The 21,668-nt window shown below is 63.5% G+C and carries 17 protein-coding genes; 8 read left to right on the forward strand and 9 right to left on the reverse strand.

The window, feature by feature from the left end; translation table 11 throughout:
• Positions 1–85 precede the first annotated feature (85 nt).
• From waaF to AC3RCM_RS01955, 7 genes are read left to right on the forward strand one after another with little or no spacing between them, the layout of a single operon-like run.
• Positions 86–1,135, forward strand: coding sequence for a lipopolysaccharide heptosyltransferase II (gene waaF, locus AC3RCM_RS01925; RefSeq protein ID WP_064492516.1), 1,050 nt, complete (start codon positions 86–88; stop codon positions 1,133–1,135).
• Positions 1,136–2,194, forward strand: coding sequence for a lipopolysaccharide heptosyltransferase I (gene waaC / locus AC3RCM_RS01930; RefSeq protein WP_020193129.1), 1,059 nt, complete (start codon positions 1,136–1,138; stop codon positions 2,192–2,194).
• On the forward strand, positions 2,194–3,318 hold the full coding sequence (locus AC3RCM_RS01935; protein WP_003255647.1) for a glycosyltransferase family 4 protein: 1,125 nt from the start codon (positions 2,194–2,196) through the stop codon (positions 3,316–3,318). The genes waaC and AC3RCM_RS01935 overlap by 1 nt, the downstream gene beginning before the upstream one ends.
• Positions 3,315–4,121 carry a lipopolysaccharide core heptose(I) kinase RfaP gene (gene rfaP / locus AC3RCM_RS01940; RefSeq protein WP_492629326.1) on the forward strand — a complete coding sequence of 269 codons (807 nt, stop codon included), beginning with the start codon at positions 3,315–3,317 and terminating at the stop codon, positions 4,119–4,121. The genes AC3RCM_RS01935 and rfaP overlap by 4 nt, the downstream gene beginning before the upstream one ends.
• Complete coding sequence (locus tag AC3RCM_RS01945; protein WP_010951698.1) at positions 4,121–4,855, forward strand: lipopolysaccharide kinase InaA family protein; 735 nt, start codon at positions 4,121–4,123, stop codon at positions 4,853–4,855. The genes rfaP and AC3RCM_RS01945 overlap by 1 nt, the downstream gene beginning before the upstream one ends.
• A complete protein-coding gene (locus AC3RCM_RS01950) occupies positions 4,852–5,604 on the forward strand; it encodes a lipopolysaccharide kinase InaA family protein (RefSeq protein WP_003255640.1) in 753 nt (250 codons plus the stop codon). Before AC3RCM_RS01945 ends, AC3RCM_RS01950 begins: the two co-directional genes overlap by 4 nt.
• Positions 5,604–7,046 (forward strand): lipopolysaccharide kinase InaA family protein, encoded by a 1,443-nt coding sequence (locus tag AC3RCM_RS01955; protein ID WP_492629327.1) that lies wholly within the window; start codon positions 5,604–5,606, stop codon positions 7,044–7,046. Before AC3RCM_RS01950 ends, AC3RCM_RS01955 begins: the two co-directional genes overlap by 1 nt.
• An 18-nt stretch (positions 7,047–7,064) precedes the next feature.
• Here AC3RCM_RS01955 and AC3RCM_RS01960 read toward each other — a convergent pair whose 3' ends face one another.
• From AC3RCM_RS01960 to AC3RCM_RS01995, 8 genes are all read right to left on the reverse strand, one after another.
• A complete protein-coding gene (locus AC3RCM_RS01960; protein WP_492629328.1) occupies positions 7,065–9,851 on the reverse strand; it encodes a dermonecrotic toxin domain-containing protein in 2,787 nt (928 codons plus the stop codon).
• 67 nt (positions 9,852–9,918) lie between these two features.
• Positions 9,919–10,104, reverse strand: a complete 186-nt coding sequence (locus tag AC3RCM_RS01965; RefSeq protein WP_019750253.1) for a hypothetical protein — start codon at positions 10,102–10,104, stop codon at positions 9,919–9,921.
• Positions 10,101–11,213 (reverse strand): PepSY-associated TM helix domain-containing protein, encoded by a 1,113-nt coding sequence (locus AC3RCM_RS01970; protein WP_064492520.1) that lies wholly within the window; start codon positions 11,211–11,213, stop codon positions 10,101–10,103. The genes AC3RCM_RS01965 and AC3RCM_RS01970 overlap by 4 nt, the downstream gene beginning before the upstream one ends.
• Positions 11,214–11,269: 56 nt before the next feature.
• Positions 11,270–13,702 (reverse strand): TonB-dependent siderophore receptor, encoded by a 2,433-nt coding sequence (locus AC3RCM_RS01975; protein ID WP_492629329.1) that lies wholly within the window; start codon positions 13,700–13,702, stop codon positions 11,270–11,272.
• 517 nt (positions 13,703–14,219) lie between these two features.
• A complete protein-coding gene (locus AC3RCM_RS01980) occupies positions 14,220–15,176 on the reverse strand; it encodes a FecR domain-containing protein (protein WP_020192758.1) in 957 nt (318 codons plus the stop codon).
• On the reverse strand, positions 15,173–15,691 hold the full coding sequence (locus AC3RCM_RS01985) for an RNA polymerase sigma factor (RefSeq protein ID WP_010951704.1): 519 nt from the start codon (positions 15,689–15,691) through the stop codon (positions 15,173–15,175). The genes AC3RCM_RS01980 and AC3RCM_RS01985 overlap by 4 nt, the downstream gene beginning before the upstream one ends.
• Positions 15,692–15,838: 147 nt before the next feature.
• Positions 15,839–16,549 carry a 3'-5' exonuclease gene (locus tag AC3RCM_RS01990; protein WP_010951705.1) on the reverse strand — a complete coding sequence of 237 codons (711 nt, stop codon included), beginning with the start codon at positions 16,547–16,549 and terminating at the stop codon, positions 15,839–15,841.
• A complete protein-coding gene (locus AC3RCM_RS01995; protein WP_198748169.1) occupies positions 16,546–18,483 on the reverse strand; it encodes a putative nucleotidyltransferase substrate binding domain-containing protein in 1,938 nt (645 codons plus the stop codon). The genes AC3RCM_RS01990 and AC3RCM_RS01995 overlap by 4 nt, the downstream gene beginning before the upstream one ends.
• Before the next feature lie 116 nt (positions 18,484–18,599).
• Here AC3RCM_RS01995 and AC3RCM_RS02000 point away from each other — a divergent pair, with 116 nt between their 5' ends.
• Positions 18,600–19,145: a response regulator gene (locus AC3RCM_RS02000; protein WP_064490762.1), complete on the forward strand. Its 546-nt coding sequence runs from the start codon at positions 18,600–18,602 to the stop codon at positions 19,143–19,145.
• Positions 19,146–19,193: 48 nt separating this feature from the next.
• Here the strand turns inward: AC3RCM_RS02000 and AC3RCM_RS02005 are convergent, their stop codons facing one another.
• The gene (locus tag AC3RCM_RS02005) at positions 19,194–21,371 is read right to left on the reverse strand and encodes a malate synthase G (protein WP_492629330.1); all 2,178 of its coding nucleotides are present in this window, start codon (positions 21,369–21,371) and stop codon (positions 19,194–19,196) included.
• Positions 21,372–21,668: the final 297 nt, after the last annotated feature.

A 21,668-nucleotide genomic window follows, 5' to 3' on the forward strand; every position in this document is an offset into this window, starting at 1 on the left:
CTGTCCGCCACATAGCCTGAATATAAAGAGGGGAGGCCAGGCTGTACCGCAGCCTGTAGCCTCCCCGAGCGTTTCTGGACTAAGCATGAGAATACTGATCATTGGCCCCAGCTGGGTCGGCGACATGGTGATGGCGCAGACCCTGTTCCAGTGCCTGAAACAGCAGCACCCCGACTGCGTGATCGACGTGCTGGCCCCTGAATGGAGCCGGCCGATCCTCGAGCGCATGCCTGAAGTGCGCCAGGCCTTGAGCTTCCCGCTCGGCCACGGCGCGCTGGAGCTGGCCACGCGGCGGCGCATCGGCAAGTCCCTGGCCGGCCAGTACGACCAGGCCATCCTGCTGCCCAATTCGCTCAAGTCGGCGCTGGTGCCCTTTTTTGCCGGCATTCCCAAACGCACCGGCTGGCGCGGTGAAATGCGCTTCGGCCTGCTGAACGATGTGCGCAAGCTGGACAAGGCCCGCTACCCGCTGATGATCGAGCGCTTCATGGCCCTGGCTTACGCGCCCGACACCGAGCTGCCGCAGCCATACCCGCGCCCCAACCTGCAGATCGAAGCGCAAAGCCGTGACGCCGCCCTGGCCAAGTTCGGCCTGGAACTGGACCGTCCGGTACTGGCGCTGTGCCCTGGCGCCGAGTTTGGCGAAGCCAAGCGCTGGCCGGCAGAGCACTATGCCGCTGTGGCCGATGCGATGATTCGCCAAGGCTGGCAAGTGTGGCTGTTTGGCTCGAAGAACGATCACCCGGTCGGTGAGCAGATCCGCGACCGGCTGATTCCGGGGCTCCGTGAAGAGTCGTCCAACCTGGCCGGTGAGACCTCGCTGGCCGAGGCCATCGACCTGATGTCCTGCGCCCATGCCGTGGTGTCCAACGACTCCGGACTGATGCACGTGGCCGCTGCGCTGAACCGTCCATTGGTGGCGGTGTACGGCTCGACTTCACCCGGCTTCACCCCGCCGCTGGCCGAACAGGTGGAAGTGGTGCGCACCGGTATCGAGTGCAGCCCGTGCTTTGACCGCACCTGTCGCTTCGGCCATTACAATTGCCTGCGTCTGCTGGAACCGGGCAAAGTGATCGCCGCCCTGCACAGCCTCAGCGGACCGGACCTGATCGATACCGTGGCCGAGGTCGACTAAGTGCGGGTACTGATCATCAAGACCTCGTCGCTGGGGGATGTAATCCACACCCTGCCGGCGCTTACCGATGCCGCCCATGCCATTCCCGGCATCCGTTTCGATTGGGTGGTGGAAGAAGGCTTCGCCGAAATCCCCGGTTGGCACCCCGCGGTCGACCAGGTCATCCCGGTGGCGATCCGTCGCTGGCGCAAGAACCTCTGGCAAACCATCAAGAGTGGCGAGTGGAAGGCGTTCAAGCAGCGCGTGCGCGAGCGCAAGTATGACCTTGTGATCGACGCCCAGGGCCTGGTCAAGTCGGCCTGGTTGACCCGTTACGTGAAGGCACCCGTAGCCGGCCTGGACCGCTACTCGGCGCGCGAAGGCTGGGCCAGCCGCTTCTACGACCGGCCTCTGTCGGTTGCCACCGGCCAGCACGCGGTGGAGCGGGTACGCCAGCTGTTTGCCATGGCCCTGGCCTACGATCTGCCGGAAGGCATCGGCAACTACGGCCTGGACCTCGATCGCCTGCAACTGCCGCCGGCTGCGCCCTATGTGGTATTCCTGCATGGCACCACCTGGGCGACCAAGCACTGGCCCGAAGCCTACTGGCGCGAACTGGCCGAGCGCATGGGCCGGCGCAAGCTGGAAGTGCGCCTGCCCTGGGGTAATCCGGCTGAGAAGGCGCGGGCCGAGCGAATTGCCCAAGGCTTGAACAACTGCCAGGTGCTCCCCAAATTGAACCTTGCCGGCGTCGCTCGTGTTCTGGCGGCGGCAAAGGCCTGCGTGGCGGTCGATACCGGCCTTGGCCACCTGGCGGCGGCACTCGATGTGCCCACCCTTTCGCTGTTTGGCCCTACCAATCCGGGCCTGACTGGCGCCTACGGACGGACCCAGATTCACCAGGCCAGTGACTGGCCTTGCGCTCCCTGCCTGCAGAAGAAGTGCACCTACAAACCGAGCGCCGATGACCTGCGCCGGTTCGATCTGAAACGCGAGTGGCCGCTGTGCTTCACTCGCCTGAATCCCGAGCATGTGGCGAGCCGCTTGAGCGCGTTGCTGCTGGCTGAGGATGTCCGTTGATGCAACTGGCTTTCGTGCTTTACAAATATTTCCCCTTCGGCGGGCTGCAGCGCGACTTCATGCGCATTGCCCTGGAATGCCAGAAGCGGGGTCACCAGATCCGTGTGTATACGCTGATCTGGGAGGGTGACATTCCGCCGGGCTTCGAGGTGCTGGTGGCGCCGGTGAAGGCGATCTTCAACCACCGCCGCAACGAGAAGCTCAGCGCCTGGATGGCCGCCGACCTGGCCAAGCGCCCGGTCGACCGCCTGATCGGCTTCAACAAGATGCCAGGGCTGGACGTGTACTACGCCGCCGACGGCTGCTTCGAGGACAAGGCACAGACCCTGCGCGGTGGGCTGTACCGCCGCTGGGGCCGCTACCGGCACTTTGCCGAGTACGAGCGTGCGGTGTTCGCCAAGGACGCCCATACCGAAGTGCTGATGATTTCCGAAGTGCAGCAGCCGCTGTTCATCAAGCATTACGGCACCCCGGTAGAACGCTTCCACCTGCTGCCGCCAGGCATTTCCCAGGATCGCCGTGCGCCGGCCAATGCCGCCGAGATCCGCGCCGAGTTCCGCAAGGAATTCAACCTGGGGGATGACGACCTGCTGCTGGTGCAGATTGGCTCAGGCTTCAAGACCAAAGGCGTGGACCGCAGCCTCAAGGCACTGGCCGCGCTGCCGTCAGCCCTGCGCAAACGCACCAGGCTGATGGTGATCGGCCAGGACGACCCCAAGGTATTCCAGCTGCAAAGCGCTACCCTGGGCCTGGGCGACCAGGTGCAGTTCCTCAAGGGCCGCAGCGACATCCCGCGCTTCCTGCTGGGCGCCGACCTGCTGATTCACCCGGCGTACAACGAGAATACCGGTACGGTGCTGCTCGAAGCGTTGGTCGCCGGCTTGCCGGTGCTGGTGTCCAAGGTGTGCGGTTATGCCCACTACATTGCCGAGGCCGACAGCGGCCTGGTGCTGGACGAGCCGTTCGAACAAGACCAGCTCAACGGCTATCTGCAGCGCATGCTCGAAGACCCGCAGGCGCGTGCCAGCTGGTCGCGCAATGGCCTGGCATTTGCTGATAGCGCCGATCTGTACAGCATGCCGCAGCATGCTGCCGACGTGATCCTGGGGCAGAAGACCGCATGAAGCTGATATTGGCCGAACCCTTCAAACGCCTGTGGGCCGGGCGTGATGCCTTCGACGCCGTGGAGGCGCTGCAAGGCGAGGTCTATCGCGAGCTGGAAGGGCGCCGCACGCTGCGCACCGAAGTGGCTGGCGAGGGCTTTTTCGTCAAGATCCACCATGGCATCGGCTGGGGCGAGATCTTCAAGAACCTGTTCACCGCCAAGTTGCCGGTGCTCGGGGCCGGCCAGGAATGGCGGGCGATCCAACGCCTGCATGAAGTGGGCGTGCCGACCATGACCGCAGTCGCCTACGGCGAGCGCGGCAGCAACCCGGCGGCACAGCACTCGTTCATCATCACCGAAGAGCTGGCGCCGACCATCAGCCTGGAAGACTTCAGCATCGACTGGGTCAAACAGCCGCCCGAGCCGCGCCTGAAGCGTGCACTTATCGCCGAGGTGGCGAAGATGACCGGCGGCATGCACCGCGCCGGGGTCAACCACCGCGATTGCTACATCTGCCATTTCCTGCTGCACACCGACCGCCCGGTGACGGCGGATGACTTCAAGCTGTCGGTGATCGACCTGCACCGCGCGCAAACCCGTGCCAGAATCAGCCGCCGCTGGCGCGACAAGGACCTGGCTGCGCTGTACTTTTCGGCCCTGGACATCGGCCTGACCCAACGCGACAAGCTGCGCTTCCTGCGTGGTTACTTCCAGCGTCCGCTGCGGCAGGTGCTGAAGGACGAAGCCGCGCTGCTCGCCTGGCTGGAGCGCAAGGCCCAGAAACTCTACGATCGCAAGCAACGCTATGGGGATGCACTCTGATGGCGAGTTGGACACTGGCGCCGGGGTACGAACACCTGGCGGCGGACTTCGGCAGCCTCGACGCGGTGTTCGCCCTCCAGGGCGAACGGCTGACCCGCGACCCGCTCAGTGAAGTGGTACGCATCGAGCGTGACGGGATCAACTACTACGTCAAGCGCTACACCGGGGCCGGCAAGCACATGCGCCGGTACCTGGGGCGGCCACGCATCAAGGCCGAATGGCAAAACCTCAAGCAGTTCGCCAAATGGGGTATCCCCACTGCCGAAGTCGTGGCCTGGGGCCTGGAGCGCAACGGCCTGGCCTTTGGCCGTGGCGCGATGATCACCCGTGAACTGCCGCACACCGAAGACCTGTCGGCCCTGGCCGAACACAACGATGCGCGCTTGGCCGACCGCGCCTGGGTCGACCATGTCAGCCGTCAGCTGGCGCGCCATACCCGGGTCATGCACGAACACCGCTTTGCCCATAACGACCTGAAGTGGCGCAACCTGCTGGTCGATGACCAAGGCACGCTATTCTTCATCGACTGCCCCACCGGCGACTTCTGGCGCGGTTTCATGTGGCGCCACCGGATGATCAAGGACCTGGCATGCCTGGACAAAGTGGCCAAATACCACCTGTCAGCTACCCAGCGCTTGCGCTTCTACCTGCAATACCGTGGCCGCGACCGCCTGAATGTGCGTGACAAGAAGCGCATTCATCGGGTACTGGGCTTTTTCGAGGGAAGGGAATGACCGATTACCTGGCCAGCGCGGACCTCGCGCTGCTCAAGCGCCATGGCCTGGACAACTTCGAGGCGCTGTGGGCACTGCAGCTTGATGCTGTGGACGAACCCAACACCGGCCGTGGTGGCTGGAGCAGCGTCTTCCGTCTGGAACTCGAAGGCAAAGGCTACTACCTCAAGCGCCAGAGCGACTACCTGACCCGTACCTTGCACCGGCCGTTCGGCGAGCCCACCTTCGCCCGCGAATTCCGCAACATCAGTCGCTACCAGAAGCTGCGCATTCCGGCATTGCAGGCGGTGTTCTACGGCGAGCGCAAGCAGGGCGGCAAGCACCGGGCCATCCTGATGACCCGCGCTCTGGACGAGTGGGCCGACCTCGACAGCCTGCTGGCGCAGTGGCCGCGGTTGGGTGAAGCCGAGCGCACTGGCATCCTGCAGGCCTGCGGTCAGCTGGCGCGTACCCTGCACAGCGCCGGCCAGGTGCATGGCTGCTTCTACCCCAAGCACATTTTCCTGCGTCAACGCCGCGAGGGTTGGGACGCGCAATTGATCGACCTGGAAAAGACCCGGCCGCTGCTGTTCGGCATGCGTGACCGCCTCAAGGACCTGGAACCGCTGCTGCGCCGCGCGCAGGCCTGGCGCGTGCAGGATGTACGTACTTTGCTGGCTACCTACCTGGGGCAGCCGGCTGACGGCGCGCTGGTCGACACCTGGCTGCAACGGCTGACGCAACGCCGTCGTGAAAAAGAGGCCCGCTGATGCGTTTGTCTGAACTGAAGGATGCCGGGCGCAGCCCAGCGCTGCCCCTGAGTATCACGTTGGTTGATGCCGCCGGCAGCGCCGACTTGCAATTGCTCAGCCTGCTGCGCGTACTACCGGGCCAGCGTTATGTGGGCGCTGGTGTCTGGCGTGGCACACCGGTGCTGGCGAAGTTGCTGGTTGGGGGTAACGCCGCGCGGCATTTCCAGCGCGAACTGCAGGGTGTGAAGTTGCTGGCCGAACAAGGCCTGACCACACCGACGCTACTGGCCGACGGCCTCAAGGAAGGCGAGGGCGGCTGGCTGCTGTTCGAGTTCCTTGACGGTGCCCAAAGCCTGGCCGATGCCTGGGCCGCAGTGGAAAACCTGCCTGTGCTGGCGGACGAGCAGCACCTGGTACTGGGCGAAGCGCTCACGGCTGTGGCGCACATGCACGCCCGAGGCCTTTGGCAGGAAGACCTGCACCTGGACAACCTGCTGCGCCATGCCGGCAAGCTGTACCTGATCGACGGTGCGGGCATCAGGGCGGAAACACCCGGTCAGCAGTTGTCGCGTCCACGCGTGCTGGAAAACCTCGGGGTGTTCTTCGCCCAGTTGCCCAAGCGCCTGGAGCCGTTCATCGAAGAGCTGCTGGTGCATTACCTGCTGGCCAATGCCGAGCATGCCTTGCCGCTGGAAGCGCTGCAGAAACAGGTGGACAAGGTACGCAACTGGCGCCAGAAGGACTATCTGGACAAGGCTGGCCGCGAGTGCAGCCTGTTCAGCGTCCAGCGCACCCTCTCGGGCTTGCAGGCGATCCGCCGCAGTGAGGTCGAGGCCATGCAGCCTGTACTGGAGCAGGCCGATGCGCTGATCGACAAGGGCCATTTGTACAAGACCGGTGGCGCTGCCAGTGTGGCGCGCATCGAGGTCAATGGTCGCCAGTTGGTGATCAAGCGCTACAACATCAAGAACACCGCACATTGGTTCAAGCGCTTCTGGCGCCCGAGCCGGGCCTGGCATTCCTGGATTGAAGGCCACCGCCTGGAATTCCTCGACATCGCCACGCCACGCCCCCTCGCGGTGCTGGAACAGCGGGTGCTGGGCCTGCGCAGCCGTGCTTACCTGGTCACCGAGTATGTCGACGGCCCGGACCTGACGGCATGCTTCGCGCCCTACGTCGAAAGCGGCGATGCGCCCGAGGAGCAGGTGGATGCCTTGGTGCACGTGATGCAGCAGCTGATTCGAGAGCGCATCAGCCACGGCGACTTCAAAGGCCATAACCTGTTCTGGCACAACGGCCAGTGGTCGCTGATCGACCTCGATGCCATGTGCCAGCACGCCACCCAGCTCAGCTTCGCCCCGGCCTATGCCCGTGACCGGGCACGGCTGCTGCGCAACTGGCCCACTGGCAGTGCCTTGCATCAGCGGCTGGACCGGCTGTTGCCAAAACTGGTCGACTGAGGCCGCCGGTTCCGGCTGTCAGTGGGCCGGCGGTGGTTGATCTGGCAGTGTCAGCCAGTCACTGCTGCGCCCTGCCTGGCGAACGCGTATCAGCCACTGGCCGTTTTCGTGGCGCAGCACCGCCCACGGCACCACGCCGGCGTCGCTGGCGATGGCAATCTGCAAGTGGTAATGATCCGGCAGCAGGTGGCGGCGCACAGGCAACTGCCCGTTCTCGAGCGCCAGGTACAGCTGATCGTCAGCCTGAAAAAGCCCTTGTTCGATGTTTACCGGCAGGCCGGCCACAGGCGTTTGTAGATAGCAGTCCTGCAGTAATTGCTTCAGGTCGGGCAGCCCGTCGTACCAGAGCACCGGTGAGTCGATGACCCACTGCCCGTCGGCTTTGCGCTTGAGCGGTTGCTGCAGATAGGCATCTGGCTGGTCTGGGTCGATGGCTCGCCAGCGGTAGCCGTCGAAGCTGACCCGGTAATAGCGGTTGTCGTTGTCCTTGACGAAGTACAGCGATTGCCCGCCAAACGCCGAGCTTTGCTCGTAGACACCTTCACCGTAGATACCGTCTATGCGATAGCGCAGGCTGCCGCTGCCCGGTTGTACCTGGAGGCGTGCGGGCAGCGGCAGTGGCGGTGGTTTGGGGATCCCGCGCAGGGATCGGCGTAGCACTCTGGAACCCATGAAACTGGTACCCGCATCGTTGAGGTGGCTAAGCGCCTGATAGGCATGCCGCATCACCCCCTCGACATCCTCTTGCTTGAAGGCCTCGGCGCCGTCCCAGATATCGATTGCCATGCGGCCGATCGACAGCACCAGCAGCGCCCGGTTCGGCAGCAGCAGGCTGATGAAGTCCAGCAAGCGCCAGCTCAACGCCATGACCGATTCCGTATTCACTTCCCTGGTCGTCATGCTGTCGGCGTCGGCCTGGGCAATCAGTGCCCGGGCCTCGGCCATGTAGTAGACGAAGAACAGGTCGTCCTGGATCTCGGGTGTCGTCAAATGTGTGCTCATGCGACCCTTCTCCAGCAGCCGCTGCACCGTGGCGGCAGGCAGCAATGGCAGGCGCTGGGCTACGTATGCTCTCAACGTGGGCTGTTGGCGCAATGTGCGAAGCAGTTCGCGGGTCGTGCGAAAACGGCGCCAGGCCCTGCGGTCCGGAGCATCCGGGGTGTACAGCACGCATGCCGGAGACTTGTAGGGGAGGCTGTTGAGCAGCAGCACGCCCTGCAGGGTATGGCCCATGATGTTCAACTGCCGAACAGTGACCGGGTAGCCTGCTACTGGCGCACGCAAGGCATTGTGTGGTTGGTCCAGCACTGCGCGCACCCAGTTGTAGCCATGTTCGAAAGGGTCTTCGCCAAAGTGTCCGGCGTAGCGCGCCTTGACTGCTTCAGCGTGCATGCGTGCCCGGTTGACCTTGATGTGCGCAGTCAGGCGCCATTTGCCTGCTCTGGAACTGATGAGTTGGGTGTGCAGGTACTTTGCGTAGCTGTCACCCACGTTCAGTTCCCGGACCATGTGCTTGACATACTGCGGCGTGAGCCCGGCGGGCATGGCTTTGCCGTGGGCATGGATCACCCGGGCAGTCAGCCAGTAATCGGTGTCGAACCACGGCAAGTTCTTGAGGGCTATCTCTTCGAGGGTGTTGATTTCCTCGACCATCTCCACCATCTCGTGGCCCACGCGTCGCATGCCTGCATAGGTGACATAGGATGAGAGGGCGAAGGGATGCATGATGGCGCCCGTGCGGCGGGCGCGTACGACCACGATCTTGATCTCGCGAGGATCTGTTTCGTATCCCAGGTCATGGCTCAGGCGTTCGCGAAGGCGTGCGTTGGCCCAGGCCAGCAGGCTATTGCGTTGCTTGAAGTCGTCAAGGCTCAGCACTCCCGGGGCAGCAGCCTGCTCGGCGATTGCCACCAGCGTTTGCATGGCCTGCATCATATGGCTCAGGCCTTGGGCAGATGTATTGCGCAGCCAGTTGGGCAGGTGCTTCTCAAGCAATTGGGAGTAGCGTGTTTGCAGGATGGGCTTGGCGCCGACTTCGTGCCATAGCGCCAGGGCTTTATGTATTCGGGTGTGCTGGTCGGGTGAGGCGTTGCTCCACAAGCCGGTGTCACTCAAGCGTTGGCGTTGGGCTTCTATCGCACTGTCGATCTGGGCCTCCAGCAGGCTATCGGCGTACCAGTCATAGCGCAGGCGCTGTGACCGGCGAGCGCGGTCTGCCTGCGCGTCAGAGTACAGCTGCAGCAGAGGTCTGCTCTGGAGGGGGGCTTCCAGGCGTTCACAAAGCTCCAAATGCAGTGCGGCAAGGGAGTCGAAGGCCTCTATGCCTTGTGACAGGCTGCACAGCAAGGCAGCGCCTGCGGCATCCTGAGGCGTGAGCATAGGGCCTTCGGTGGTACCGGCAACGATGATCAGTGCGCCTGGCAGGTAGCTGCGCCAGTTGGGCCGGATGCCTTCCAGCAGCACGCGGTAGACCTGTGGCCTGCTGGCCAGTGGAAGATGCCTGCGCTGCGAGGGTAGCGGTTGTTCCAGGCAGGCCCACAGCTGCTCGGCTGACCCGTTGGCCAAGGTCTGGTCGCCCAGGCGCAGCTCAACCTCGGCCAGCATCAGCGCCTTGCGCAGTGCCAGCAGCTTTTGTCTGGGGGTTTCACCATGCTCATCGGCCGTGGTCCAGAAGCTGGCCAGTTCGCCGTGCAGCCAGGTGCGTGTGTCGGGGTTGATGGATTGTTGAAGGTCGAGGGTCGGAAGGCCGTCGAGCAGGTCACCGATCTGTCGGTCGACCTGTTCCAGTTGTTCGAGGGGGCGCATGGGGCGGGTCCTTGGTTGAGGAAAACCCCATGCTTGGCAATACCTGCGGTTGCGGGGTGGTAGCGGGCTAGCGCCCCCGACGCCAGAGCAGCCCGCGCAGGCTCAGCAGGGCCGGCAGGCCCAGGCCGGCCCATGCCAGAACGTCCCAGCCACCGTCGCCGAGCAGCGCAGCGAACAGGCCCAGGAAGCCAAGCAGGGCAATCAACACTGGCCAGGCGAAGAGGCGCGCAGTGGGTTGCGACCTGTGGCTCATGCGCGCGCCTCCCTGGGTTTACTCTGTTTGCTCCACCACAGGTAGAGGCCGCTGCCGAGCACGATGATTGTCAGCACGTCGAGTAACGCCCAGAGGATCTGCATCGGTCGCCCGCCGTAATCGCCGAAATGCAGTGGCTGCGACAGGCCCATGGCATCCATGTACCAGGGACGGTTGCCGACGGCAGTCACTGCAAGGGTGCGAGCATCGATCAGTACCGGCGTGAAAAGGTGCGAACTCAGGTGGGTGGCACCGTTCAAGAACACCGCATAGTGGTGCTCGCTGGAGAAACGCGTGCCTGGAAACGCAATGAAATCCGGGCGCATGCCGGGCGCGGCCTGCTCGGCAATTTCCAGCAGGCGAGTGGCTGGGGCGCGCTCGACGAGCGGCGGGGCGTCGCGGTAGGGGGCAACCATCGCAGCCAGGCTGTCGTTGCGCCAGGCCGCGATGACCAGGTCGGACAGGGCACTGATTACCCCGGTCACGCTCACCGTCAATGCCCAGGCCAGGGTGACCACGCCAATCAGGTTGTGCAGGTCGAGCCAGCGAAGGCGGCGGGATTTCTTGTGGCGTACGGTGCCGAATTCCAGGCGGCGCATGAACGGCGCATAGAGCACGGTGCCGGAGACAATCGCGACAATGAACAATACGCCCATTAAGGCCAGCAGCAGCTTGCCCGGCAGGCCTGCGAACATGTCCACATGCAGGCGCAGCATCACCATCATGAATCCACCATTGGCGGCCGGCATGGCCACCGCCTCGCCGGTGCGTGCATCGAGCATGAAGGTGTGCGACAGGTTGGGGTCGGTGCCGGCGGTGGCGGCGGTAATGGCGACCACGCCGTTGGGCTCGTCTTCATCGTAGCCGAAGTACTGCATGACCTCGCCGGGGCGATGTTGTTCGGCCTTGAGCACCAGTTGCTGCAGGTCGAGGTGCGGGGTGCCTGGCGGCATTTCACGCAGTTCAGGGGCGTCGCCTAGCAGGTGTTCGAGTTCGTGGTGGAAGATCAGCGGCAGGCCGGTGACTGCCAGCAACAGCAGGAACAGGGTACAGACCAGGCTGCTCCAGGTGTGGATCAAGGACCAGCGGCGAATGGTGGGGCTCTTCATCACGGTACCGATTGTTGTCGGTTGGAACCCGGGGCCGCAAGGCGGCCCCAGCTCACTCAGAACTTGTAAGTGGCGCTGGCGACGACGCTGCGCTCATCGCCGTAGTAGCAGTAGTACGCGTCACAAGTAGAGAGGTAATCCTTGTTCAGCAGGTTGGTGGCGGTGACCGCGACCGACGCGCCCTTCAGGCTGCCGTTCAGGCGACCCAGGTCGTAATGCACCGACCCATCGAAGACGGTGTAGGCCTTGGCCTTGCCCAGGTAGGTATTGCCTTGGTCGCCGTAGGTATTGCCGATATAACGCGCGCCCAGGCCGATGCCGAAGCCGTCGAGTACGCCCGAGTGCCAGATGTAGTCGCCCCAGATGGACGCTTGCTGGTTAGGCATCAGTTGCAGGCGGTTACCTTTGAAATCGCCGTCCTGCACCTCGGACTTGGCCAGGGTGTAGGCGGCAATGACCTTCAGGTTGTCGGTCACATCGGAAACCGCTTCCAGCTCAAGGCCGCGGACTTTCACTTCACCGGTCTGGCTGGTGATGGTCACACCACCGACCGTGTTGGTGACCGAGACGTTTTTCTGAGTCAGGTCGTACACGGCTGCCGACAACAGGGTATTGGACCCCGGCGGCTGATACTTCACGCCCAGCTCCCACTGCTTGCCTTCGGTGGGCTTGAACGAGTCCGAGGCCGACACACTGGCATTGCTGGACGGCTGGAACGACTCGGCATAGGACAGGTACGGCACGAAGCCCGAATCGAACACGTAGCTGATGGCTGCGTTGCCGCTGAACTTCTTGTCCCGCTGGGTATTGGTGGCATCGCCCTGGTTGAAGAACTTGGTGCCGGTGTGCACCCAGTCTTCACGACCGCCCAGGGTCAGGCGCCAGTTACCAAGCGCCATCTGGTCCTGCACATACAGGCCGGTCTGACGGGTTTTCTGGTTGTAGTCGTAAAACGCGGTCGAGCGATCCGGGCGAGTGATCGGCAGCCCGTAGACCGGGTTGTTGACGTTGCTGTCCGGCACGTTGAAGTCGAAGATCGACAGGTAGTTGGTGTTGATGCGCTGGTGGTCCAGGCCGATCAACAGCGTGTGGTCGATGTCCCCGGTAGCGAAGTCCGCCTGGAAGTTGTTGTCCACCGCGAACTGGCTGATGTCTTCATCGGTGTTGGTGGACATGCGGCTGACAGTGCCATCATCCTGCACCGGCGGCGAGCTCTTGTTGTAGCTGCCAGGGGTGATGGTCTGGAACGACAGGTCCGACTTGGTGTAGCGCAGGTTCTGGCGGAACTGCCAGACGTCATTGATGCGGTGTTCGAAGGCGTAACCCAGCGCGTAGTAAGTGCGGTCGTAGAACTCGTAATCCGGGTCACCCAGGTTCTTGTGGTGCGAGATCTTGCCGAACGGCATGTCGATCTTGGTGCCCTGGATGGGCCGGAACTGGCTGGTGGCACCGGTATCGTCACGGGTGAACTGGGTGAGGAAGGTCAGCGTCGTGTCTTCGTCGATGTTCCAGGTCAGGCTTGGGGCAATGTTGTAGCGCTTGTTGTCAATGTGGTCAATTTGCGTGCCACTGTCACGGATAACGCCACTGACGCCATAGAGAAAGCGACCTTCATCGTCGATCTTGCCGGTGCTGGCGAAGTTGATCTGGCGATGGTTGTCGCTGCCGTATTGAAGCTCGATTTCGTGAGCGCTTTCCGCTTGCGGGCGGCGGCTGACCATGTCCAGCAGGCCGCCAGGTGGGGTCTGGCCGTAGAGCGAAGAGGCCGGGCCGCGTAGCAGGGCGAGGCGGTCGAGGTTCCAGGTTTCGGCTTTCGGGTTGGCGTACACGCCGCGGGGCAGCGGCAGGCCATCGAGGAACTGCGTTGGCTCGAAGCCGCGCACGCGCATCCAGTCATAACGGGTGTCGCTGCCGAAGCTGGCGGAGACGATGCCTGGCATGTAGCGCACTGCATCATCCAGGCTGTGTACACCGCGGTCTTTCATTTGCTCGCGGGTGGCGACAGAGATGGAGCGGGGGACTTCCACAAGTGCCGTGTCAGTCTTGGTGCCAGCAGCGGTGCGCTTGGCCACGTAGCCTTCAACCGGGCCCCAGGCGCTTTCGCTGGCGCTGGTGGCATTCACGGTGGTTTCCGGCAAGGCCAGTGTGCCATCCGGCACGGCCACCAGGCTGTAGCTGCCCGCACTGCTCTGCTGCAACTGCAGGCCGGTACCGCTCAGGGCGGCTTGCAGGGCGCCCAGGCCGTCGTATTGGCCGCTGACCGGGGCCGAGGTGCGGCCGCTGACCAGTGTCGGGTCGATGGCCAAGGCAATGCCGGCCTGGCTGGCGATCTGGTTGAGGGTGGTGGCCAGTGGCGCGCTGGGCAGGTTGTAGGCGCGCGACGTGGATTGCTCGGCGGCGAACAAGACAGGGCTGGTCAGCGGGGCAGCCAGGCCGATGGCCAGGGCCATCAGGCTGGGGCGCAGGATATGATCAACGGCACGGGACATGCGGCGGTTCCTCGACGGGTAAGTGCTTGCTGCTTCCTTGCCGAGCGAGATCTGAAAAGTGACAGGGTGAATCTGAAAAATATTGAGAATTATTTAATGGGATTTTGCCAGCACCGGCCTCTTCGCGGGTGAACCCGCTCCTACGACGACCGCGATGTGTGTCCACCACCGTGGTAGGAGCGGGTTTACCCGCGAATACGGTGGCGGCGGCAACGGTGAACGGCTAGTGGAAATTGGCCAGCAGGCCCGGCCTCTTCGCGGGTGAACCCGCTCCTACGACGACCCCGATGTGTGCCCACCACCGTGGTAGGAGCGGGTTTACCCGCGAATACGGTGGTGGCGGCAACGGTGAACGGCAGGTGGAAATTGGCCAGCAGGCCCGGCCTCTTCGCGGGTGAACCCGCTCCTACGACGACCGCGATGTGTGCCCACCGCCGTGGTAGGAGCGGGTTTACCCGCGAATACGGTGGTGGCAGCAACGCTGAACGGCTAGTGGAGATTGGCCAGCAGGCCCGGCCTATTTGGAAGTGACGTTTACCCACCACTGGGTATGCCGCTCGATCTTCACCGGCAACGCCGGCACCAGCGAGGCCAGCGCCAGGTCGGTGTTGGTCAGCGGGAAGCTGCCGGTCACGCGCAGGTCGGCGACCTTGGCATCCACCCCGAGGTAGCCGCTGCGGTACTGGCCCAATGTGGCGAGCAGGTCGCCCAGGCGTACGTTGTCGACCACCAGCATGCCGCGGGTCCAGGCATCGGCACCGGCAGGCACCGTGCCAACCTCGCCGAGGCCATTGGCGTTCATCAACACCTGCTGGCCTTCGCGCAGCACCTGTTCGTCGCCGCTGTCATGCGGCATGGCGGCGACCGAGGCTTGCAGCACTTCCAGGCGCGTACCGCCGGCTTCGCGGCGCACCAGGAAGCGCGTGCCCAGTGGCCGCAAGCGACCGTCTTCAGTGCGTACCAGCAGCGGGCGCGGGTCCTGGTGGCCGGTTTCGACCGAGATTTCGCCCTGGTGCAGCACGATCACCCGTTGCGCGCCGGCGTAGTCGATGTCCACGGCGGTGTGGGTGTTCAGGCTCAGCAGTGTGCCGTCTTCCAGGCGCAAGGTGCGCAATTCACCCGTGGCGGTGCGCTGGTCGGCCAGCCAGTAGCTGGGTGCCAGCGACGGGGCGCCGACCCATGCCAGCAGCGCGCCGAGCAGAAATGTGCCGGCCAGCCCGCCGCCAACCTTGCCAATGCGTCGCCGCAGGCTGGCGCGCGATTGCAGCAGCGCCTGGCGTGCCGGGCCAGCCGCCGCGCTAACGCGTTGGTCCATGGCGCCGAGCTGGCGCCAGGCACGTGCGTGCTCTTCGCTGGCGGCATGCCAGCGCATGAATTCATTGCGTTCATCAGGCGTGCCGCTGCTGTCGCCAAGGCTGAGTTTCCAGGCAATCGCGGCTTCCAGGACCCGGGACGAAACCGGGAGGTTGCTCACGTCGGCTCCCCGTACAAGGCCACGTAGCACTGGCGCATGCCTTGGGCGATGTACTGGCGCACCCGCGATACCGAAACGCCAAGGCGCTCGGCAATTTCGGCATGGCCCATGCCGTCCAGACGGCTGTGCAGAAACGCCGCGCGAGCCTTGCTCGACAGCTTGCCGAGCAGGCGGTCGATGGCTTTGAGGTCTTCAAGGATCAGGTGCTGCATTTCTGGCGAGGGCTGTTCGGCTTCAGGGATCAGTGCCAGCTCGGCCAGGTAGGCCTGTTCCAGCGCGGCGCGGCGGAAGTGGTCGAACATCAGCCCCTTGGCCACGGCGGCCAGAAACGCGCGGGGTTCGCGGGGTGTGTCCAGTTGCTCACGACCAAGCAGGCGCACGAAGGTGTCCTGGCTCAGGTCTTCAGCACGTTGGCGGCAGGCCATGCTGCGTTGCAGCCAGGCGAGCAGCCAGCCGCGGTGGTCGCGGTACAGCGCACCGACCAGATCGGCGTGTGGGCTTTGTGCAGAAGACAAGCAGCGTCCCCCCGGAACGAATGCATTAACTAACGATAATTATTCGCGATTGTTGCAGAGGGGAGGGGGTGGGTGCAATGGACGCTTATCGGATCGCCATCATGGAAAAGGCTGAAGGGTATGCCTTGGAATTTTCAGTGCCTATCCCTACAAACCATGACTCTGCATCTTGCGCCGTCGCCATCCGCGCAACCGTTGCTCCAGCTGCAGCGGGCTGTCCAGCTGCTGGCGCCGGGCCTGGCTGAACAGGATCAGCGCCAGTTCTGCGGTCACCTGGGCATCGGCACTGGCATGATGGCGTTCTTCAACCTGCAAGCCAAACCGCGCTACCCAGTCATCCAGCCCGGCCTCGCGCAGCACGGTGTCGGGGTTGAGCATCGGCGCCAGCTCGGCGATATCGAGGAACGGCGACTGCAAGCGGTACCCCAGGCTCTCTTTCAGCGCACGCGCCAGCATGCGTTGGTCGAATGGCGCGTGAAACGCCAGCACCGGGCTGTTGCCAATGAAATCGAGCAAATCCAGCAAGGCCTCGGCCGGGTCGCAACCGGCAGCCAGGGCGCTGGGGCCCAAACCGTGGATCAGTACGCTGGCGTTGGTCTTCTGCAAAGGCCGGTGCAATGTGCGTTCGAACTGCTGGGCAAAGTCGATGGCACCGTCTTCGATGGCCACCGCCCCGATCGACAGTACCTGATCACGGTTGGGGTTGAGCCCGCTGGTTTCCAGGTCCAGCACCACCCAGCGCTGCTCACGCAGGGTACATACCCCCAGCGGTACGGGCTTGGGCAACCGGGCCAGGCGCTGGCGTGTGGTGTGGTCCAGCTCGGGCGCGCTGGGGCGCAGCCAGGCGAACAGGCTCACAACTGGTACCTCAAGGCCAGGCTGCTTTGCAGGCGCTGGGCCTGGCGCAGGGCCTCGCGCAGGATGCGCCGGTCCAGGTGGTTGAGGCTGTCCGGGTCGAGCCGGTTGGAGTAAGGCAGGTTGTCGCGTATCTGGCGCTGGTGCTGCTGCATGCGGGTTTGCTGGATGAAGTGGTAGGCCTCTTCATAGGCGGCGCCGTCCAACGGTTCGATCACGCCCTTGGCTACCAGTTGGCGCAGGCGCTCCAGGGTATTGCAGGCAGCTATGCCATTGGCCAGGGCCAGCAAACGGGCACCATCCACGAAGGGCGTCAGGCCCTGGACCTTGAGGTCGAGGGTCGCCGCCTTGTCGTTGCCCTGGCGTGTCAGCACGAACTCGCGCAACCGGCCCACCGGCGGGCGTTGGCGCAGGGCGTTGTCAGCCATCATGCGCTGGAAGATGCGGTTGTCGGCTACCTGTGCCAGCAGGCCTTGGCGCAGCTGCTCGCAGCCTTGCTCGTCGCCCCACACCACACGCAGGTCGAAGTAGATGCTCGAGCCCAGCAGGTTCTCCGGGCTGGCTTCGCGAACAAACCCGGCAAAGCGCCGCGCCCACTCGCTGCGCGACAGGCACAGTTCGGGGTTGCCGGCCATGACGTTACCCATGCACAGGGTGAAACCGCACTGGGCCAGGCACTGGTTGATGTATTGCGCCAGCGGCAGCAGGCGAGCGCGGATGGCGTCGGCCTCGGCGCTGTCGACCGCTTCGAAGAGGATGCCGTTGTCCTGGTCGGTGTGCAGGGTCTGCTCGCGTCGCCCTTCGCTGCCAAAGCACAGCCAGCTGAACGGCACGCCTGGGTCGCCACGTTCGGCCAAGGCCAGTTCGATGACCCGGCACACGGTATGGTCGTTGAGCAAGGTAATGATCTGGGTGATCTGCGTCGACGATGCGCCATGGGCCAGCATGCGTTCCACAAGCTGGCTGATTTCGCCGCGCAGTGAAACCAGCGTATCCAGGCGTGGCGCATGGCGTATGGTGCGCGCCAGGTGAACCAGATCGACCCGTTGCAGGGAAAACAGGTCGCGCTCGGAAACCACGCCGCACAGGCGCCGGTTTTCCACCAGGCATACATGGGCAATATGCCGCTCGGTCATTGCCATGGCGGCATCGAAGGCGCTGGCCTGGGGTGGGAGGTAGAACGGTTTTGCGGTCATGTGCCGGTCGATGGTGGCGCCCAGGTCTGCATCTATTGTCGCCACCACCTGGCGCAGGTCGCGCAAGGTGAAGATACCGATGGGGTAGCGCTGCGGGTCGACCACCACGATGCTGCCTACCTGTTGCTCGTGCATCAGCCGCACGGCTTCGCGCAGGGGGGTATTGGCGCTGCACACCACCGGGTGACGCATGGCCAGTTCACCCAGGGGGGTGTTCAGCGAGTACTGGGTGCCGAGGGTTTCCACAGCGCGCTGGCGTACTTGCTGATTGACCTGATCAAGCAGGCTGCTGACACCGCGCAGGGCAAAATCCCGAAACACATCAGACATCGAGAACACGCGGATGAATGCGGCCTTGTTCAGTTGCAGGCAGAAGGTGTCTTCCCCGGCCAGGTGCTCGGTGCGGGTTGCCCGCTCACCCAGCAGGGCTGCCAGCGGGAAGCACTCGCCGCTGGTGATCTCGAACGTGGTCTCGACGCCTGGTTTGGCCAGGTGCTGGCGCTCGCCAACCACGCGGCCCTGCTTGACGATGTAGAAGTGCTCGACCGGCCCGTCGGCAGGTTTGACGATGCTTTCACCGCAGGCGTAGAAGCGCAGCTGGCACTGCTCGACCAAGAAGGCCAGGTGGCTGTGCTCCATCTGATTGAACGGCGGAAAGCGCTGCAGGAACTGCAATGTGCCTTGGATGTTTTGCAGTACCGCTGTCTTGCCCGCCTGGCTGTAGGCGTCCTTTTTGCTCATGAAACTGACCGTATCGCTATGCCGAACTATATATATCTATATATAGGTACCGGCCATGTTGTTCTCTGCCTCCATGGTCGGCTTGCGGCGGGGTGGTGCCCATTGGACGTAAGTCTATGAGCGCCCTTGTCAAAGACCCGACGAAAGGCGAAACGGGTTACGCGAGTAATGCGGTCCTAATGCTGAAGCGGAATTTTTTTGACGAGATGAGCATGCCTGAGCACACCGACATCCTGAGCGACGCCGAGCGCGAGGCCTTGGCCGTGATAAACCAAAGTGCGCCTGTGGCAGCCAAACCGTTGGTGCTGGTGGTGGATGACAACGCGGTTAACCGGGAGGCGCTGATCCTGTACCTGAAAAGCCGGGGCATCGATGCGGTGGGGGCGGATGGGGCCGAGGAAGCCAGGTTGTATCTGCACTACCAGAAGCGTATCGGCTTGATGATTACCGATTTGCGCATGCAGCCTGAAAGTGGATTGGACTTGATCAGGACGATTCGTGCGTCGGAGCGGGCGGCATTGTCGATCATTGTGGTGTCGGGCGACACCGATGTGGAAGAGGCAGTGGATGTGATGCACCTGGGGGTGGTGGACTTCCTGCTCAAACCGGTGGATCTTGGCAAGCTGTTGGAGCTGGTGAACAAAGAACTGAAAATTGGATGATGCGCAGGGGGGGGCCGTAAAACGGCCCACCCCTGGCGCAGATGCTGCTTACAACCCGTTACGCGCCTTGAACTCGCGGCGACGGCGGTGCAGTACCGGCTCGGTATAACCGTTCGGTTGCTTGCCACCTTCCACTACCAGTTCCACAGCCGCCTGGAACGCCACGTTGTCGTCGAAGTTCGGCGCCATCGGGCGGTACAGGGGGTCGCCAGCGTTCTGCTGATCGACCACCACGGCCATGCGCTTGAGGCTTTCCAGCACCTGTTCCTGGCTGACCACGCCGTGGCGCAGCCAGTTGGCCAGCAGCTGGGCAGAGATGCGCAGGGTGGCACGGTCTTCCATCAAGCCGACGTTGTTGATGTCCGGCACCTTCGAGCAACCCACGCCCTGGTCGATCCAGCGCACCACGTAGCCGAGAATGCCTTGGGCGTTGTTGTCCAGCTCGTTGCGGATCTCTTCGGCCGACCAGTTGGTGTCGGCAGCCAGCGGGATGGCCAGAATGTCGTCCACCGACGCCGGGGTACGTGAAGCCAGTTCACGCTGGCGCGCCTGTACGTCCACCTTGTGGTAGTGCAGGGCGTGCAGGGTGGCGGCAGTTGGCGACGGTACCCAGGCGGTGTTGGCACCGGCCAGTGGGTGGGCGATCTTCTGCTCGAGCATGGCGGCCATCAGGTCAGGCATGGCCCACATGCCTTTGCCGATCTGCGCACGGCCTTGCAGGCCGGTGGCCAGGCCAACGTCGACGTTGTTGTTTTCGTAGGCGCCGATCCACTTCTCGTTCTTCATGGCACCTTTGCGCACCACGGCGCCGGCTTCCATCGAGGTGTGGATTTCATCGCCAGTGCGGTCAAGGAAGCCGGTGTTGATGAACACCACGCGCTCGGCGGCTGCCTTGATGCAGGACTTGAGGTTGACCGTGGTACGGCGTTCCTCGTCCATGATGCCGACCTTGACGGTATTGCGCGGCATGCCCAGCAGGTCTTCGACCTGGCTGAAGATCTCGGTGGCGAAGGCCACTTCCTCAGGGCCGTGCATCTTCGGCTTGACGATATACACGCTGCCGCTGCGGGTATTCTTGCGTCTGGTGTTGCCGTTGAGGTTGTGCAGGGCGATCAGGTTGGTGAACAGCCCGTCCTGGATACCTTCGGGGATTTCGTTGCCTTGGGCATCGAGGATCGCCGGGTTGGTCATCAGGTGGCCAACGTTGCGCACGAACAGCAACGAACGACCGTGCAGGGTCACGCTGCCGCCGTTAGGCGCCGCGTACTCGCGGTCCGGGTTCATGGTGCGGGTAAAGGTTTTGCCACCCTTGCTCACGCTTTCGGCCAGGTCGCCTTTCATCAAGCCCAGCCAGTTGCGGTAGACGATGACTTTGTCGTCAGCGTCTACGGCTGCAACCGAGTCTTCGCAGTCCATGATGGTGGTCAGTGCCGACTCCATCAGGATGTCTTTGACGCCAGCGGCGTCGGTGCTGCCGACGGGGGTGCTGGCATCGACCTGGATTTCGAAGTGCAGGCCGTTGTGCTTGAGCAGCACGGCAGTGGGTGCGGCGGCGTCGCCGTGGAAGCCGATCAGTTGCGCATCGTCGCGCAGGCCGCTGTTGCTGCCGCCTTTCAAGGCAACGACCAGCTTGCCGCCTTCGATGCGGTAGCCCGTGGAGTCAACGTGCGAGCCGGCGGCCAGTGGCGCGGCTTCGTCGAGGAAGGCGCGGGCGAAGGCGATGACCTTGTCGCCGCGTACCTTGTTGTAACCCTGGCCTTTTTCGGCGCCGCCTTCATCGCTGATGGCGTCGGTGCCGTACAGGGCGTCGTACAGCGAACCCCAGCGAGCGTTGGCGGCGTTCAGGGCGAAGCGGGCGTTCATCACCGGAACGACCAGTTGTGGGCCGGCCATGTGGGCGATTTCTTCGTCCACGTTCTGGGTGGTGGCCTGGAAATCGTCGGCTTGTGGCAGCAGGTAGCCGATTTCCTGGAGGAATGCTTTGTAGGCTGCGGCGTCGTGGGCCTGGCCTTTGCGTGCCTGGTGCCAGGCGTCGATCTTGGCTTGCAGCTCGTCGCGCTTGGCGAGCAGGGCTTTGTTCTTTGGAGCGAGGTCATTGATGATCTTCTCTGCACCCGCCCAGAACTGCTCGGCGACGATGCCGGTCCCGGGGATGGCTTCGTTGTTCACGAAGTCGTACAGGACCTTGGCGACCTGAAGGCCACCGACTTGAACGTATCCAGTCATTGCTTGCCTCACTCTGCTCAGCTATTTCGCTCTTCTGTATTAAGCCTGTAGCGCTTCTCTAAACACGGCACCAGTGCATGCCCCCGGGGTTGCTTGGGGGCGGCTGGGTGCGGCCTGCCAGACAGGCTGGCGGGCAGTGTGCGTATTTTCACAGGCGCCTTGGCAGACATCCAAACGACGTTTTGTAGTCCGCGCCACGGGATACTACATGAAGCAGTAGGCGGGGCAAAATCAGACTAAAAGCGCCGTTGTGCGACCCGTTGGTCGCGTATGGTCACGCTGGGAGTAGGTATGTTC

Source organism: Pseudomonas sp. GW823-FHT05G12, from assembly GCF_058795575.1.